The organism is Breznakia sp. PF5-3 (assembly GCF_029504745.1).
Taxonomy (GTDB): domain Bacteria; phylum Bacillota_I; class Bacilli_A; order Erysipelotrichales; family Erysipelotrichaceae; genus Breznakia.
Genome location: NZ_JAQFIQ010000052.1, coordinates 1 through 15,169 on the forward strand (window position 1 = coordinate 1; position 15,169 = coordinate 15,169).

Consider the following 15,169-nt stretch of genomic DNA (forward strand, 5'->3'; position numbering starts at 1 on the left):
TCCGTTAAAATATACTGAACCGCCGTATACGGAACCGTACGTACGGTGGTGTGAGAGGTCGGTAACTGAATTAATCAGTTACCTCCTACTCGATTATATTAGGAGGTATGAAAGATGAGAGAATTTGCAGTGCCCTCAGGAATGAGAGATTTAGTATTAGATGAAGCGAAAAAGAAAAAGGTGTTACAGTTAGAAATTGAGAATCGTCTTGATAAATGGGGATATCAAGAAATTATGACACCAAGTATCGAGTTTTATCGAACATATAGTGTTGGATTTGATGATATCAGAGAAGAAGATTTATATAAATTCTTTGATGATAATGGTAGAATTCTAGCATTAAAAGCGGATATGACAATTCCTATTGCCAGAGTAGTTGCTACAAAATTTAAAGATAGCAATGAAACATTACGGTTTCGTTATTGTGCGAATGTATTCAAAGTTCATGAGACGTTATCAGGGAATAAAAATGAAATCACAGATTGTGGTGTGGAATTGATTGGTGTCGATAAAAAAACAGGTGATTTAGAAATTCTTGTGACAGCATTAGATGCTTTACAAGTTGTAAATAGTGCTAAACTCACGCTTGAAATCGGAGATGTTCAATTTTTCCAAATTGCATGTGAAAAAGCTAATCTTACAGATGAGCAAAGTGAAAAGTTAGGATATTTAATTGATCATAAGAGTCTGATAGAACTGGATGATTATCTTAATGAAATTGATTTACCAAATCAATTTAAAAAATTCTTTTCCCAAATGGTTTGGTGGAATGGAGACATTAGTATTTTTAAAGAAGTTGAAAAATATGCGTTTGATGAGAAGTTGATTCAAATTATAAATAGGTTAAGAGTATTAGATAAACAATTAGCATCACTTGGATATAAAGATATTATCACCTATGATTTAGGAAAGATTGGAAACTTGAATTACTATACAGGTCTTGTATTTGATGCATTTGTAGAAGGTGTTGGATTAAGGGTTATGAGTGGTGGACGTTATGATAATCTAATAAAAAAATATGGTATTGATTTACCAGCGGTTGGATTTTCAATTAAGTTAGATCAATTGATGAATGCTTTTTGTTATATAGATGATAGTGAGGAAATTGTTATAGAATATGGAGATGAGGATCTTTTGGAAGCATTGAAAAAAAGAGAAACATTTGAAAATGAAGAAAGAATTATTTTAAAATTAAATTCATCACTACAAGGTGTTATTGTAAAGGGGGAAGTATCATGATTTCAATTGCACTCACAAAAGGAAGATTAGAAAAAGAAAGTGTAAAAATATTTGAGGCGTGTGGATATGGAGTAGAGCCATTAAAAAACAAAGGAAGACAATTGGTGTTTCATGACACAAAAAAAGATATTGATTATTTTTTGGTTAAATCTGCAGATTGTGTTACTTATGTAGAACATGGTGTAGCAGATGTGGGATTTGTAGGGAAAGATACCTTAATGGAGTCTACGAATCGATACTATGAAATCATGGATTTAGGAATTGGAAAATGTGGATTTATAGTAGCTAGCTTACCTGATGGTGATCCTTTTAAAAAGAATACACATGTTAAGATAGGCACAAAATATCCAACTGTAGCAAAACAGTATTTCAAAGAAAAAGGTATGGATGTGGAAATTATTAAAATTGAAGGTTCTGTAGAACTTGCACCTATTTTAGGACTATGTGATGCAATTGTTGATATAATGGAAACAGGAACAACACTTAAAGAAAATGGATTGATTGTATTAGATAGGATTTGTGATATCAGTGCTAGAGTAATCGTTAACAAAGCAAGCTTCAGGTTAAAAAGAAAAGAAATTACAGCTTTATTAGATGATATAAAAAAAGTGATAGGTGAAAGTAATGTTGAAACGAATTAATTATAAAGATAAAAAGCAATTTTATGAAGTACTCGAGAGTCGCAATGCTACGATTGATCCAGAAGTAACAGCATCTGTTTTAGCTATTTTACAAGATGTTAAAAACAAAGGAGATGAAGCATTAAAGAGCTATACAGAAAAGTTTGATAAGGTATCAATTGATTGCCTTTTAGTATCTGAGGAAGAGATGGAAGATGCATATAGTCAAGTTGATGAAGAGTTTATTAGTATTTTAAAACAAGCAAAGCAAAATATAGAAGAATATCATAATTTACAACTTACAGATGGCTATGAAATACAAAAGGAAGATGGAGTTTATTTGGGACAGCGAATATTACCGTTAAATCGAGTAGGAATTTATGTTCCTGGAGGAACAGCAGCTTATCCAAGTACTGTATTGATGGATGTGATTCCAGCAAAGATTGCTGGTGTTAAGGATATTGTTATGGTGACACCACCCAATAAGGATGGTAAAATAAATCCTTTTATTTTAGCGACAGCAAAAATAGCGGGAGTCAATAAAATATATAAGGTTGGTGGTGCACAGGCAATTGCTGCATTGGCATATGGAACAAAGACAATACCACAGGTTGATAAAATTGTAGGGCCAGGTAATATGTATGTTGCTGAAGCAAAAAAACTGGTATATGGGCAAGTAGATATTGATATGATTGCAGGTCCTAGTGAAATTTTAGTGATTGCAGATGAAAATGCAAATCCTAAATATATTGCTGCTGATTTAATGTCGCAAGCAGAGCATGATCGAATGGCGAGTAGTATATTGGTAAGCACTTCACAACCATTAATCAATCAAGTGGAAGTGGAAATAGAAGCACAAATGAGCACGTTATCAAGAATTGATATTATGAAAGATTCATTCCAAAATTATGGATATGCAATATGTGCAGATTCGATTGATGATGCAATTGAAGTGTCAAATAAAATTGCTCCTGAACATCTTGAAATGATGGTGGAGAACCCTAAAAAATATCTACCTCAAATCACCAATGCAGGAAGTATATTTTTAGGATATTATACATGTGAAAGTATTGGAGATTATTTTGGGGGAACAAATCATGTATTACCAACAAATGGAACAGCAAGATTTTATTCACCACTTGGTGTAGATAGCTTTATGAAAAAGTCATCTTATATGTATTGGAGTGCAGAAGCATTACAAAAAGATGGTAAAAAGATTATCAGATTTGCTGAACAAGAAGGATTGGATGCACACGCGAACGCTGTGAAAGTGAGGTTAGATAATGAAAGATATTAATGCATATGAAGCACAGGAAAATCAAGGATTGTTATTAAATGCTAATGAAAATCCAAATAATATAAGGATTGATGTTAGAGAAAAAATTGCAAAAGCAATACTAGATATCAATTTTAATCGTTATCCAGATGATCAATCTAATCAATTAAGAGAAGCTTATAGTGAATATATAAAAATACCTGTAGAACAAATTATAGTTGGAAATGGAAGCGATGAAATGCTGGGGTTAATGATTAATCTTAACCTTGGAGAAGGAAAAAAATTATATACGGTTGAATTGGATTTCTCTATGTATGACTACTATACAAGTATGCAAGGGGGAGAAGTCATTCGATTCCCATTTGCTGTAGATGATGAATTCGATGTAAATAAATTTATAGCCTATGGAAAAGAAAAAGATGTTGATATGCTTCTTTTTTCTAATCCCAACAATCCTACAGGAAAAGCAATTTGTAATGAGGATATCATAACGATTGTTGAAGCATTTCGTGACAAAATCGTCATTATTGATGAAGCCTACAGTGAGTTTAATGACGCTAGTATGGTAGCATATACGAGCATGTATGCTAATTTACTAATCACTAGAACGTTATCAAAAGCATTTGCTTTAGCGGGTATACGTTGTGGATTTTTGATAGGAAATGAGCAACTCATTTCACGTATTATGCCATATAAAGTTCCATACAATGTAAATACATTAACACAAACAAGTGCAATCATTGCATTGCAGTATAAGGAAGAAACTTTAGAAGATATAAAAAGAATAAAGAAGCTTCGGGATGAAATGTATGAAAGTTATAATGCTATGCAATTAGATAACGTGAAACTATATCCATCAAAAGCAAATTATTTGTTCGGTATTACAAAAAATAAAGAAAAATTATTGTCTGTATTTGAAAATGCTGGAATTCTTATTCGTAATTATGAAGGGGATAGTTTTCGAATTACTATTGGAAATAAAGAAGATAATGATAGAGTACTTGCGTTATTAGCTACAATATAGGAGGTTATTATGTCAAGGGTAAAACAAAGTGTAAGGAATACAAAAGAAACACAGATTCAAGCAATGCTTAATCTTGATGGAACAGGAAAAGCAGATGTTGAAACAGGGATTGGATTTTTTGATCATATGATTACATTGTTATCTTTTCATTCGGGTATAGATATAACATTACAAGCCAAAGGTGACTTAGAGGTATGTGATCACCACACAATCGAAGATTGTGGTATTTTGTTGGGTCAATTATTTAATGAAGCAATTGGTGATAAAGCAGGAATACAACGTTATGGAAGTATGCGTATGGTAATGGATGAAACCTTATGTAATGTGGATTTGGATATTAGTGGTCGTCCTTATCTTGTGTATAACTGTGATTTGAAAAGAGATATGATTAAAGACTATGCATGTGAAATGACCAAAGAATTTTTATATGCTTTTGCAATTAATGCAAGAATCACATTACATGTAAATGTAATTTATGGAGATAATGACCATCATAAAGTAGAATCAATATTTAAGGGCTTAGGGCGTGCGCTAAAAACGGCAATAAAGGTTGATGGATATGAAATACCTTCCTCAAAAGGAGTTATTCAATGATTGCTATTATTGATTATGGTATGGGGAATCTTCATAGTGTTGAAAATGCATTGATAAAGATTGGTGCTGAATGTAAAATAACAAATCAAAAAGAGGAAATCTATAAAGCAGATGGAATAATTCTTCCTGGTGTTGGGGCTTTTCAAGACTGTATGAACAACTTAAACGATCTATCTTTGGTTGAAGTGATTAAAACAATTGTAGAACAAGGAAAACCACTTCTTGGTATTTGTTTGGGAATGCAAGTGTTATTTGAAAAGGGGTATGAAGGAACAGAGTGTGAAGGTTTGGGGATTTTAAAAGGGAACATCGTTTTAATGAAAGACCAAAGTGTTAAAATACCACATATTGGATGGAACCGTTTAGAAAGAAATAAGGATGATTTCTTATTTGATGATTTAAAAAATAATGTATTTGTATATTACGTACATTCTTATTATGCATCTGATTATCAAGATGATGACCTTGTTGCCTATTCAAATTATGGGTCTTTAAAAATACCTGGTTATGTCCATAAAAACAATGTCTTAGGAATGCAATATCATCCAGAAAAAAGTGGTGAAGATGGATTGGAAATGTTGAAAAAGTTTAAGGAGATGTGCAAATGATTATATTACCAGCAATTGATATTATTGATAGTAAGCCAGTTCGTTTATATAAAGGTGATTATAACCAAGTTGAAGAGGTTTCTGGGACGGTACTAGAAGTAGCGAAGACATTTGAAACAGAAGGAGCACAATACCTTCATATTGTAGATTTAGATGGGGCAAAAGATGGAAGTATGGTAAATAAAGACTTGATAATAGAACTCGTCAATCAAGTAACAATTCCAATTGAAGTAGGTGGGGGTATTCGTTCGATGGAAGCAATATCATATTATTTAGATCATGGAGTAGCACGTATAATTTTAGGGACAAGTGCAATTGATAATAAAGATTTACTTAAGGAAGCTTTAGAAAAATATGGCGATAGAATAGCGGTTGGTATTGATTTTAAAGATGATTATGTGTATGGACGAGGATGGTTAGAAGCTAGTAATTTGCATTATGTTGAGTTTGCTAAAGATTTGGCAACCCTTGGTGTAAAGACTATTATCGTTACTGATATTTCAAAAGATGGTACTTTAGAAGGACCTAATGTAGAGATGTTGAAAAGATTATCAAAGGAAGTAGATATAAATATTATTGCTTCTGGAGGGATTAAAGATATCAATGATATAAAAGCATTAAATGATATTCATGTATATGGTGCAATCACAGGAAAAGCGATGTATCATAAAACTTTGGATTTAAAAGAAGCATTAAAAATTAGTAAGGGGGAATAAGATGCACACAAAAAGAATCATTCCTTGTTTAGATGTGAAAGAGGGAAAAGTTGTAAAAGGCATTAATTTTGTTGGTCTAAAAGAAGTTGGCGATCCTGTACAATTAGCAAAAAAATATTATGAGCAAGGTGCTGATGAAATTGTCTTTTTGGATATTGGAGCGACACATGAGAATCGTGACACAATGGTAGATGTTGTAAATCAAGTAGCAAAAGCAATTTTCATTCCCTTTACTGTAGGTGGTGGAATTCGAAGCGTAGAAGATATGCGCAAAATGCTATTAGCTGGTGCTGATAAGATTTCACTTAATTCAGCAGCTATAAAAGATCCACAGTTAATTGAAGATGGAGCAAAAATTTTTGGGAACCAATGCATCGTGGTAGCGATTGATGCGAAAAAAAGAGATGATGGTACAGGATGGAATGTGTATATCAATGGTGGACGTATCGATACGGGAATGGATTTGATTGAATGGACAAAAAAAGCATTGGATTTAGGTGCTGGGGAAATATTGTTGACAAGTATGGATGCGGATGGAACAAAAGAAGGGTTTGATATTGAAATGTTAAGAGCAGTAAATACATTTGCAAATGTTCCAGTGATTGCTTCAGGAGGTTGTGGAAGTCTTAAAGATTTCAAAGAAGTATTTCAGGAAGATGTAGCAGATGCGGCATTAGCAGCATCTTTATTTCATTACAATGAGGTAAGTGTTAAGGAAGTGAAGGAATTTTTAGATGAAGCAAAGATTCCAGTGAGGATGTAGGTAAATATGATTGATAAGATAGATTTTGATAAAAATAATGGTTTAATTCCTGTGGTTGTACAAGAAGAAAAAACTAATCAAGTATTGATGCTAGCTTACATGAATAAAGAAAGCTTAGAAAAAACTTTAGCCACAAAACTAGCAACATATTATTCACGAAGCCGCAACGAATTATGGATAAAAGGGGAAACAAGTGGTCATTTCCAACATGTCAAAGAAATGTATTTGGATTGTGATTATGATACAATATTAATGGTTGTAAAGCAGGATGGAGTGGCTTGCCATACAGGAGAAAAGTCTTGTTTTTTTAACGAATTGTTAGGAGGTAATAAAGATGAAAAATGAATTACAAGTTCTATATGAAACACTATTAGATCGAAAAGAAAATGCGGAAGTAGGATCCTATACAGCTTACCTTTATGAAAAAGGGGTTGAAAAGATTCTAAAGAAGGTTGGAGAAGAATGTACAGAAGTTATCATTGCATCAATGAAGCCAGATAACAAAGAAGAAATAGTCAATGAAATCAGTGATTTGCTTTATCACTTGTTTGTATTGATGGCAGAAAAAAATATTACCCTTGAAGATGTTAATAGAGAATTGGAAAAGCGAAGTCATAAGAAAGGGAATTTGAAGGCAGAAAGAAAGCCAGTGGATGATTATTAAAATGCAAAACTTTAATTATCATACACATACATATCGTTGTGGACATGCTACTGGGGAAGATGAAGAATATATTAAAAATGCTATTAAAGGTGGATTTAAAACACTTGGTTTTAGTGAGCACTTAGGGTATCAAGGATGGGATGATAAAAAAGAACGGATTGATTTTAATAAGGTAGATACATATATACGTGATATGTATGCACTAAAAGAGAAATATAAAAATCAAATTGATCTTAAGATAGGGTTTGAATTTGAATATTTTGAAGATCATGAAGAATACTTGAAGTCGATATATGATAAAGTTGATTACATGATTATTGGACAACATGCGAAAAACTTTAATATGTACTATGAACACGGAAGTACAGATGATGATATTGATGTTTATGCATCTCAAATTTGTAAAGCTTTAGATCTTGGACTTACAAAATATGTTGCACATATTGATTATTTCATGTTAGGATTGAAAGAGTTCAGTGAACAAAATGCAAAAGCTATTGAAAAGATATGTGATGCCGTATTACGTAATGATGCTTATATTGAAGTTAATATTAAAGGCAGCAAATATGGTAAGAAGTTATATAATGGAATAGAGCAATATATTTATCCACATTATGATGTTTATAAAATAGTTGCTCAAAAAGGCTGTAAGGTAGTTTTTGGATATGATGCTCATAGTCCTGATGCCTTGCTTGAAAGAGAAAAAGAAATAGCTTTGAAAGAAGAGTTTAAGAACTTAAATTTAAATTATCAGGATAGCATTATCTTATAGGGGGAGCAACTTTGATTAAATTATTTGTAAGCGATTTAGATGGAACTTTATTAAATGAAAATCATGAAGTATCACAAGCGAATATAGATGCAGTAAAAGAAATGAGAAAACATGGAATATCATTTTTACCTGCAAGCGGAAGAAGTTATTTAGGACTTCAAGCGGCTATATCTGCTTTGCATATTCATCCAAAATGTATTTGCTTGAATGGGGCAGAGTTTTATGATAATGATGGAAATCGATTGATTTCAAACCCTATTTCAATTGAAAAGACAAAGGAAATCCAAGTTTTACTTAAAACCTTGGATTGTTATACAGATTATTATTGTGAAGATGCTCATTATCTAGTGTATGGTGGCAATGATCTTGAAGCTTTTTTTCTAGAGCGTTTTGCCTTTTTGTTTTATGGAGAAAAATTAGATGATCCAATTGAATTTTTAAAAGAAAATGAAGCTCTTGGGGAAACAAAGACAATTGCTAGAGATGAAGAAATATTGGATAAAACAATTTTAAAAATAGAATTGGTATTTAAAACGGATAAGGCTAAAGCTGCGGCATTAGAAAAGTTAAATGAAATTGATGATATAATTACAACATCTTCCCATGAATTAAATCTTGAGATTAATTCAATTGAAGCAACAAAGGGTCATATGATTGAGCAAGTATGTGAAACTTATGGATATGATAAAGAGGAAGTTGTTGTTGTTGGCGATGGAATTAATGATATTCCAATGCTAGAAAAATTTCCTAATTCTTATGCTATGGGACAGGCAAGTGATGTTGTTAAAAAGGCAGCAATGTTTGAAGCTGATTCAAATTCTAATGATGGAGTAGCTAAGTTGATACACGAAATTATTGCAAATAATAAATAAGAGAAAGTACTGATTCAAAAAGAGTCAGTTTTTTTATTAATGGGAATATTTTATTTTTGTTGACGCTGGTTATGACCAGTGGTATGGTGTATGTAAGGAGGCGATTATGAAAAAACGATATGAGGAATTTGCAGACATTATGAAAGAGCAGTTGAATCAAGCTTTACAACAAGAAGATATTTTAGATCAAGCTAGTGAAATTATGAGTGATACGGTTGCCACAGGTGGAGTGATTCATGTTTTTGGATGTGGACATTCGCAAATGTTTGGTGAGGAATTATGCTTTCGTACAGGCGGATTGGTACCAGTCAATGCCATTATGATACCTCAATATAATATTTATCCCAATGTGAAATTATCACAGATTATGGAACGCCAAGAAGGGGTAGCACAGGGTGTGTTGGATTCTATGGTGACAACACCAAAGGATACGATGATTATTGTATCTGTTTCTGGTCGTAATGCAGCAGGAATTGATATGGCGATTGCTGCACATGATAAAGGTATGAAGGTAATTGGAGTGACCTCTTTAAATTATTCTAATCAAGTAACTTCAAGACATAGTAGTAAGAAGTTGCTTAAAGATGTTAGTGATGTAGTTATTGATATTTGTGGAGTAAAAGGCGACTCTGTTTTAGAAGATAGTAGAGTTAGTGAGAAGTTTTGTTCTACTTCTACTGTTGTGGCTATGAGTATTCTTGTAGGAATTGTTGGTGAAGTTATTGTAAAACTTGCTGATAGAGGTATTAATCCTCCAATTTGGGTAAGTGGGAACCTAGATCGAGGAGATAAAATAAACGAAGAATACATTAAACAATATAAAGGAAAAGTTAGTATCTTATAAAAAAAGGAATTTTGAACCATTGGTTCAAAGTTCCTTTCATTTTTCCCAACGTCCATAAATTCCACAAGGCAGGGTGTTTTTTGTCTTTGTAATTGGTAAGCCAATCTCTCCACAGGTAATTGTGCCGTGTTTCATTTTTTTATATACACTTGTTTGTAAAACATTATGTAATACGGTTGCACTAAATCCTGTTGTATAAGAGTTTACTAAAAAGAAAATAGCATCATCACTTAATATATCTAAACATGCGTCAATAAGTGGATATAATTGCTCTTCAATTTTCCAAATTTCTCCATTAGGACCACGTCCATAACTAGGAGGGTCCATAATGATTGCATGATATGTACGACCTCTTCGTTTTTCTCGTAAGACGAATTTTAAGACATCATCGACGATGAAACGTATTTTTTTGTGCGTCAATTTTGAAAGTTGCATATTTTCTTTCGCCCATTGCACCATTCCTTTACTAGCATCAACATGTACGACTTCTTCAGCTCCTGCACTAGCACAAGCCATTGTCGCACCACCAGTATAGGCAAAAAGATTTAAAACCCTTATATCATTGCGATTTGAAGCTTTGATTTTATCCATCATATAGTCCCAGTTTGCAGCCTGTTCAGGGAATAAGCCAGTATGTTTAAAACCAGTAGGTGACACTTTAAATGTCAAATGACCATAGTCGATAGTCCAATACTCTGGTATTTTTTTATGAAATTCCCAATGACCTCCACCAGATGTAGAACGATGATAATGTGCATGACATTCTTTCCAATTGTTATCAGCTTTATCAATTGGCCAAATAATTTGAGGATCAGGGCGACGAAGAACAATATTTTTCCATCGCTCTAGTTTTTCTCCATTTCCACAATCGATACATTCATAGTCTTTCCAATTTGTTGCAACTTGATTCATATTTTGTCTCCTAAACTCTCATTATTATAACACATATAAAAAAAGATAAGAAATATCTATATTTATGATATAATGATAAGTACATGATGAAAATACATGGAGGATTTTATGAGAAAAATAACAATAGTATTCATGACGTCATTGCTTTTCTTTTTAGCTTCATGCGGTGGCAACAAAGATGATGAAGTAAAGAAAACAGAAATTAAGATAGATAAAAATGAGGTTTATACACCACCAAAAAATCCTACAGATTATCAAGCAGAAACATATAATGCTTTGACTAAAGCTTTAAAAAAGAATAATGAGGAAGCAGTTGCTAAACTTGTAGCTGAAAACTTCACAGCTGATTTCTTCACTTTGAAAAATAAGGAAAGTGCAGAGGATGTTGGTGGACTGACATATTTTCCTGCAACACGACAAGAAGAATTCAAAACATTTGCAATGAATTATGTATATTCAAATTATCAATTAATTAAAGATGATTATGGAAAATCGAGTTTGCCTGTCGTAGAGGAAGTTAAAGTAGGTAACGTAAGCAAAGAAACAATAACATATAAAAATATTATTCCAAGTGAAGATGAAAATGTAGAAGATCAAGTTGAAGAAAATGAATATGAAGGATATGTAATTAACATTACGATATCTTATGAATCAACAGATGTTCCTGATAAAGACTTAAAGAAAGAAGCTGTCATTTATGTAATTAAACTAGATGAGCGACTTGTGATTATAAAGTTAGATTAAAATTTGTGATAAAGGCCCCTTCTTTAGTATTAAAGGGGCTTTCTTTGAATTCTTTATGAAAGCGGTTGCAATGACTTCTGATAAATGTTACTATATGTTCGTTAAAGGATAGTGATTGTATTTTACAAGCTAAACCTATTTACGTATGAAAACATAGATTTTTCATATTGTAGATAGGTTTTTATTTTGAAACTAATAAAGAATGCAAGTTAATTTGTAGTTTTTATAGTGCTCAAAATAGCTTTATAAAAAATAGGAGGTGAAAAAAAGCGAATTATAATATAGTTTTTCAGTTAATTTTAGGGAGGAAATATGAGAAATAAAATTAAAAAGATTGTATTATCATTATTTGTAATTGTTACTGCTATTTTTGCAGGAAGTATAAATGTAACGGCAGATACAAATGAAGATTATGATGAAAAAGTAACGATTGTACATACGAATGATGTACATGGGTATGTAGCTATTGAAGCAAAAGTAAAAGGATATATGAACACACTTGATGTGAATCAACAACGTACACTTGTCTCTGCAGGAGACATGTATATGGGAAGTGTATTTGCAAACCTTAATAAAGGTGAAGATGTTGTACGGGTTATGAATGCAATGGGATATGAAATGATGACATTAGGGAATCATGAATTTGCTATGGATTATACACAATTAAGAAAAGTAATCCAACAATCAAATTTTCCTGTTTTAGGAGGAAATGCACAAGCTGACTTATTGGATGCTATTCCCGAAGTAGGTGATTATGTAATTAAAACATACAATGCAGGAAATAGTAAGCAAGTAAAAGTTGCATATCTTGGAATAACGACAACTTATAAAGCAGAAGGATTTGGCCCTAAGATGGTCCAACAAGCAAATGCAATGCGTTCTGCTGCAGAAGATGAAGGAGCAACCATTTTTATAGCTGTAACTCACTTAGGGGTTACAGATAGCAATAAAGAACTGACAAGTTACTACTTAGCGGAAGAATGTCCATGGTTAACTGCAATTATTGATGGTCATTCACATTCCATTGTTAATGAAAAATATAAAGGTGTTATGATTGCACAAACGGGAGGAGAAGGAGCTGGTTTTGGTGTCATGAATCTATATTTTAAAGATGGGAAATTAGTAGATATTGATTCTGAAACAATTAATAAAGATAATGGCTTAGCGGATATCCAAGATGATCCTACCATCGCTGCTCTCATTGCTCAAATCAATGAAGAACATAAACCAATTCTTAGTCAGGAAATATTTATGAATCCGGTATTCTTAAGTGGTACTAGAGAAGTAGTAAGGGCAAGTGAAACTAATTTAGGGAATATTGTTTCTGATGCATACTTAGGGGCAGCAGGAAGTGATGCAGTGATTGGTTTTGCACCTTCGGTTACAATCCGTCAAGATTTGCAACCTGGACCTGTGAGTTTAGGGGATATTTATAATACTTTAGGATCAGAACAACGCTTATTATCATTTGAAATGAGTGGCGCCCAAATCTGGAAAGCAATGGAAAACTGTGTAGAAAGTTGGCCAGAGAAAACCAATGCCTTTCAACAATTTTCTGGAATGCATGTGAAGTTTGACCCAAATAATGAAGTAGGCAGTCGTATTGTCGAAATAACATTAAAAGATGGAAGTGTAATGGATTTATCAAAAACATATCGAGTAGTAACACGAGAAGATCTATTAATGCACTTCTTAAATGATGAAGAACAAGCGCAAACTACATTTAAGGAACATGGATATGTATATCCAACGTTCATTGCATATGCACAAGCAAATGCAGCAACATTTAAAGCTGAAAAAGAAGGACGCTTAGAAATTGTAGATAGTAAAAAAACAGATCCAGATAAAAAGCCAAAACCGAAACCAAGGCCAACAGGGGATAATGATAATAAAAAGGTGGCGAGTTTAGAAGGAAAGCCAAGTACAGGGGATACAAACAATATCCAATGGTTATGGGGATTAGCTGCAATATCATTATGTGTAATTCTTATTACGAAACGCAGTTCATCAAAACAATAGTAAAAGAAAAGCTAACATTATGTTAGCTTTTTAAAATTCAATAGTATCAGGATTTTTGTTTGAACTGACATCATCATATGCTAAATTATCAATATAAGCGATATCATTATCATCTAAGGTGAAATCAAAAACTTGGATATTTTGCTTAATTCGTTTAGCATTTGTCGAACGTGGAAGTGGTAAATATCCTTTTTGTAATTGCCAACGTAGAATAATTTGAGCAACACTACAGTTATATTTGTCAGCAATGTCTCTTAATTCCAACTTATCTAATAGTTTAGCTCTTCCTAAAGGGCTATAAGCTTCAATCAAAATATTTTTTTGTCGACAATAGTGCACAATATTATTTTGTAGTAAACCAGGATGTAGTTCAATTTGATTTACCATAGGGATTATTTTACACGTTTCTAATAATGCATCTAAGTGATGTTCCATAAAATTAGAAACACCAATTGCACGGATTTTCCCTTGATTGTATAAATCTTCCATTGCACGATAAGACTCAGCATTCATTTGCTTCCAATTTGTACGGTATTTTACAGGGTTTGGCCAATGAATTAAATATAAGTCTATATAATCAATACCCAATTTCGCTATTGAGGTTTCAAAGGCTTGTATCGTTTCATCATAACCTCTTACATCATTCCATAATTTTGTTGTGATAAAGATGTCTTCTCTTTTTATTGAACTTTGTTTTAGTGCTTCTCCTATAAATGCTTCGTTTTTATAAATAGCCGCCGTATCAATGTGACGATACCCACTTTCTAATGCAGCGGTTACGGCTGCAACACAGATATCATGTTCGTCTAGTGTCCATGTACCAAAGCCAATGCTAGGTATGGAAATATTATTTGCTAACATATAGTCCTTCATTGAGATGCCTCCTTTTTAATATTTGTTCCAGTGAACGATTTCTTTTATCTCTCTTCTAGGGCGTTTTTGAAATGCTTCACTTGTATAACCAAGTGGTGTCATTGCTACAATTCGAAGATGCTCTGGAATATGTAGAATCTTTTTTATCTTTTGTTCAGGGAAGACGCCAACCCAACAAGTACCCAAACCTAAAGAAGTTGCTTCTAAGATGCTGTGTTCAATTGCAATGGCACTATCACACATATAATAAGGTTTATCATCTCGAAGACCACTTTTAGTAGGATCTGCAATAAAAACCAATAAGTGACTTGCTTTTTTATATGCAGATTCACTAGGGTTGAAATTCGCTAGTTCACCAATTTCTAATTGTAAATCCTTATTATCAATACAAATGATTTCAAAGCATTGTTTGTTTTTCCAAGTAGGAGATAATTGCGCAGCAATCAACACCTTCTCCAATAATTCATTCTCCACTTGTTTGTCCGTATACTCTCTTGCACTAAATCTTTTATTTATAACATCTAACATAACTTACCTCCTCGTATAATATGTAATGTAATCAAACAGAAGCATCGCCTTCAATATCGATTGCATTTACACTCTAATTAATAGATAATAGATTCGTTTTG

18 protein-coding genes are annotated in these 15,169 nt (G+C 32.7%); 15 read left to right on the forward strand and 3 right to left on the reverse strand.

Going from position 1 to position 15,169, the window contains the following annotated elements; translation table 11 throughout:
• Positions 1–114: 114 nt before the first annotated feature.
• The 13 genes from hisZ (at position 115) to M2475_RS10260 (ending at position 9,992) form a co-directional block, all read left to right on the forward strand.
• The gene (gene hisZ / locus M2475_RS10200) at positions 115–1,239 is read left to right on the forward strand and encodes an ATP phosphoribosyltransferase regulatory subunit (protein ID WP_277491337.1); all 1,125 of its coding nucleotides are present in this window, start codon (positions 115–117) and stop codon (positions 1,237–1,239) included.
• Complete coding sequence (gene hisG / locus M2475_RS10205) at positions 1,233–1,880, forward strand: ATP phosphoribosyltransferase (protein WP_277491366.1); 648 nt, start codon at positions 1,233–1,235, stop codon at positions 1,878–1,880. The genes hisZ and hisG overlap by 7 nt, the downstream gene beginning before the upstream one ends.
• The gene (gene hisD, locus M2475_RS10210) at positions 1,864–3,156 is read left to right on the forward strand and encodes a histidinol dehydrogenase (protein ID WP_277491339.1); all 1,293 of its coding nucleotides are present in this window, start codon (positions 1,864–1,866) and stop codon (positions 3,154–3,156) included. Before hisG ends, hisD begins: the two co-directional genes overlap by 17 nt.
• Positions 3,143–4,159: a histidinol-phosphate transaminase gene (gene hisC / locus M2475_RS10215; RefSeq protein WP_277491341.1), complete on the forward strand. Its 1,017-nt coding sequence runs from the start codon at positions 3,143–3,145 to the stop codon at positions 4,157–4,159. The genes hisD and hisC overlap by 14 nt, the downstream gene beginning before the upstream one ends.
• Before the next feature lie 9 nt (positions 4,160–4,168).
• Complete coding sequence (hisB, locus tag M2475_RS10220) at positions 4,169–4,753, forward strand: imidazoleglycerol-phosphate dehydratase HisB (protein WP_277491342.1); 585 nt, start codon at positions 4,169–4,171, stop codon at positions 4,751–4,753.
• Complete coding sequence (hisH, locus tag M2475_RS10225; RefSeq protein WP_277491343.1) at positions 4,750–5,361, forward strand: imidazole glycerol phosphate synthase subunit HisH; 612 nt, start codon at positions 4,750–4,752, stop codon at positions 5,359–5,361. Before hisB ends, hisH begins: the two co-directional genes overlap by 4 nt.
• A complete protein-coding gene (gene hisA, locus M2475_RS10230) occupies positions 5,358–6,077 on the forward strand; it encodes a 1-(5-phosphoribosyl)-5-[(5-phosphoribosylamino)methylideneamino]imidazole-4-carboxamide isomerase (RefSeq protein WP_277491344.1) in 720 nt (239 codons plus the stop codon). Before hisH ends, hisA begins: the two co-directional genes overlap by 4 nt.
• A gap of 1 nt (position 6,078) precedes the next feature.
• Positions 6,079–6,840, forward strand: a complete 762-nt coding sequence (gene hisF / locus M2475_RS10235) for an imidazole glycerol phosphate synthase subunit HisF (protein WP_277491346.1) — start codon at positions 6,079–6,081, stop codon at positions 6,838–6,840.
• Positions 6,841–6,846: 6 nt separating this feature from the next.
• The gene (hisI, locus tag M2475_RS10240) at positions 6,847–7,185 is read left to right on the forward strand and encodes a phosphoribosyl-AMP cyclohydrolase (RefSeq protein WP_277491348.1); all 339 of its coding nucleotides are present in this window, start codon (positions 6,847–6,849) and stop codon (positions 7,183–7,185) included.
• Positions 7,175–7,504 (forward strand): phosphoribosyl-ATP diphosphatase, encoded by a 330-nt coding sequence (hisE, locus tag M2475_RS10245; protein WP_277491350.1) that lies wholly within the window; start codon positions 7,175–7,177, stop codon positions 7,502–7,504. The genes hisI and hisE overlap by 11 nt, the downstream gene beginning before the upstream one ends.
• Before the next feature lies 1 nt (position 7,505).
• The gene (locus M2475_RS10250; RefSeq protein ID WP_277491351.1) at positions 7,506–8,276 is read left to right on the forward strand and encodes a PHP domain-containing protein; all 771 of its coding nucleotides are present in this window, start codon (positions 7,506–7,508) and stop codon (positions 8,274–8,276) included.
• 11 nt (positions 8,277–8,287) lie between these two features.
• Positions 8,288–9,148 carry a Cof-type HAD-IIB family hydrolase gene (locus M2475_RS10255; RefSeq protein WP_277491353.1) on the forward strand — a complete coding sequence of 287 codons (861 nt, stop codon included), beginning with the start codon at positions 8,288–8,290 and terminating at the stop codon, positions 9,146–9,148.
• Between the two features lie 106 nt (positions 9,149–9,254).
• Entirely contained in the window at positions 9,255–9,992 is a 738-nt protein-coding gene (locus M2475_RS10260) for an SIS domain-containing protein (RefSeq protein ID WP_277491355.1), read from the forward strand.
• 36 nt (positions 9,993–10,028) lie between these two features.
• On the opposite strand, the gene M2475_RS10265 is transcribed toward M2475_RS10260, so the two are convergent.
• Positions 10,029–10,904, reverse strand: coding sequence for a class I SAM-dependent methyltransferase (locus tag M2475_RS10265; RefSeq protein ID WP_277491357.1), 876 nt, complete (start codon positions 10,902–10,904; stop codon positions 10,029–10,031).
• A gap of 108 nt (positions 10,905–11,012) precedes the next feature.
• On the opposite strand from M2475_RS10265, the gene M2475_RS10270 reads away from it, so the two are divergent.
• Positions 11,013–11,648 (forward strand): hypothetical protein, encoded by a 636-nt coding sequence (locus tag M2475_RS10270; protein WP_277491359.1) that lies wholly within the window; start codon positions 11,013–11,015, stop codon positions 11,646–11,648.
• Between the two features lie 312 nt (positions 11,649–11,960).
• Complete coding sequence (locus M2475_RS10275) at positions 11,961–13,667, forward strand: 5'-nucleotidase C-terminal domain-containing protein (protein ID WP_277491361.1); 1,707 nt, start codon at positions 11,961–11,963, stop codon at positions 13,665–13,667.
• A 30-nt stretch (positions 13,668–13,697) separates the two neighbouring features.
• Here M2475_RS10275 and M2475_RS10280 read toward each other — a convergent pair whose 3' ends face one another.
• The gene (locus M2475_RS10280) at positions 13,698–14,540 is read right to left on the reverse strand and encodes an aldo/keto reductase (protein ID WP_277491363.1); all 843 of its coding nucleotides are present in this window, start codon (positions 14,538–14,540) and stop codon (positions 13,698–13,700) included.
• 15 nt (positions 14,541–14,555) lie between these two features.
• Positions 14,556–15,068, reverse strand: coding sequence for a nitroreductase family protein (locus M2475_RS10285; protein WP_277491365.1), 513 nt, complete (start codon positions 15,066–15,068; stop codon positions 14,556–14,558).
• Positions 15,069–15,169: the final 101 nt, after the last annotated feature.

Coding starts and splice junctions, on each gene's coding strand:
- M2475_RS10250 (WP_277491351.1), top strand. CDS start 7,506: ATGCAAAACTTTAATTATCATACACATACATATCGTTGTGGACATGCT.
- hisI (WP_277491348.1), top strand. CDS start 6,847: ATGATTGATAAGATAGATTTTGATAAAAATAATGGTTTAATTCCTGTG.
- M2475_RS10275 (WP_277491361.1), top strand. CDS start 11,961: ATGAGAAATAAAATTAAAAAGATTGTATTATCATTATTTGTAATTGTT.
- hisC (WP_277491341.1), top strand. CDS start 3,143: ATGAAAGATATTAATGCATATGAAGCACAGGAAAATCAAGGATTGTTA.
- M2475_RS10285 (WP_277491365.1), bottom strand. CDS start 15,068: ATGTTAGATGTTATAAATAAAAGATTTAGTGCAAGAGAGTATACGGAC.
- M2475_RS10280 (WP_277491363.1), bottom strand. CDS start 14,540: ATGAAGGACTATATGTTAGCAAATAATATTTCCATACCTAGCATTGGC.
- hisD (WP_277491339.1), top strand. CDS start 1,864: ATGTTGAAACGAATTAATTATAAAGATAAAAAGCAATTTTATGAAGTA.
- hisF (WP_277491346.1), top strand. CDS start 6,079: ATGCACACAAAAAGAATCATTCCTTGTTTAGATGTGAAAGAGGGAAAA.
- hisH (WP_277491343.1), top strand. CDS start 4,750: ATGATTGCTATTATTGATTATGGTATGGGGAATCTTCATAGTGTTGAA.
- hisB (WP_277491342.1), top strand. CDS start 4,169: ATGTCAAGGGTAAAACAAAGTGTAAGGAATACAAAAGAAACACAGATT.
- hisZ (WP_277491337.1), top strand. CDS start 115: ATGAGAGAATTTGCAGTGCCCTCAGGAATGAGAGATTTAGTATTAGAT.
- M2475_RS10265 (WP_277491357.1), bottom strand. CDS start 10,904: ATGAATCAAGTTGCAACAAATTGGAAAGACTATGAATGTATCGATTGT.
- M2475_RS10270 (WP_277491359.1), top strand. CDS start 11,013: ATGAGAAAAATAACAATAGTATTCATGACGTCATTGCTTTTCTTTTTA.
- hisA (WP_277491344.1), top strand. CDS start 5,358: ATGATTATATTACCAGCAATTGATATTATTGATAGTAAGCCAGTTCGT.
- M2475_RS10260 (WP_277491355.1), top strand. CDS start 9,255: ATGAAAAAACGATATGAGGAATTTGCAGACATTATGAAAGAGCAGTTG.
- hisE (WP_277491350.1), top strand. CDS start 7,175: ATGAAAAATGAATTACAAGTTCTATATGAAACACTATTAGATCGAAAA.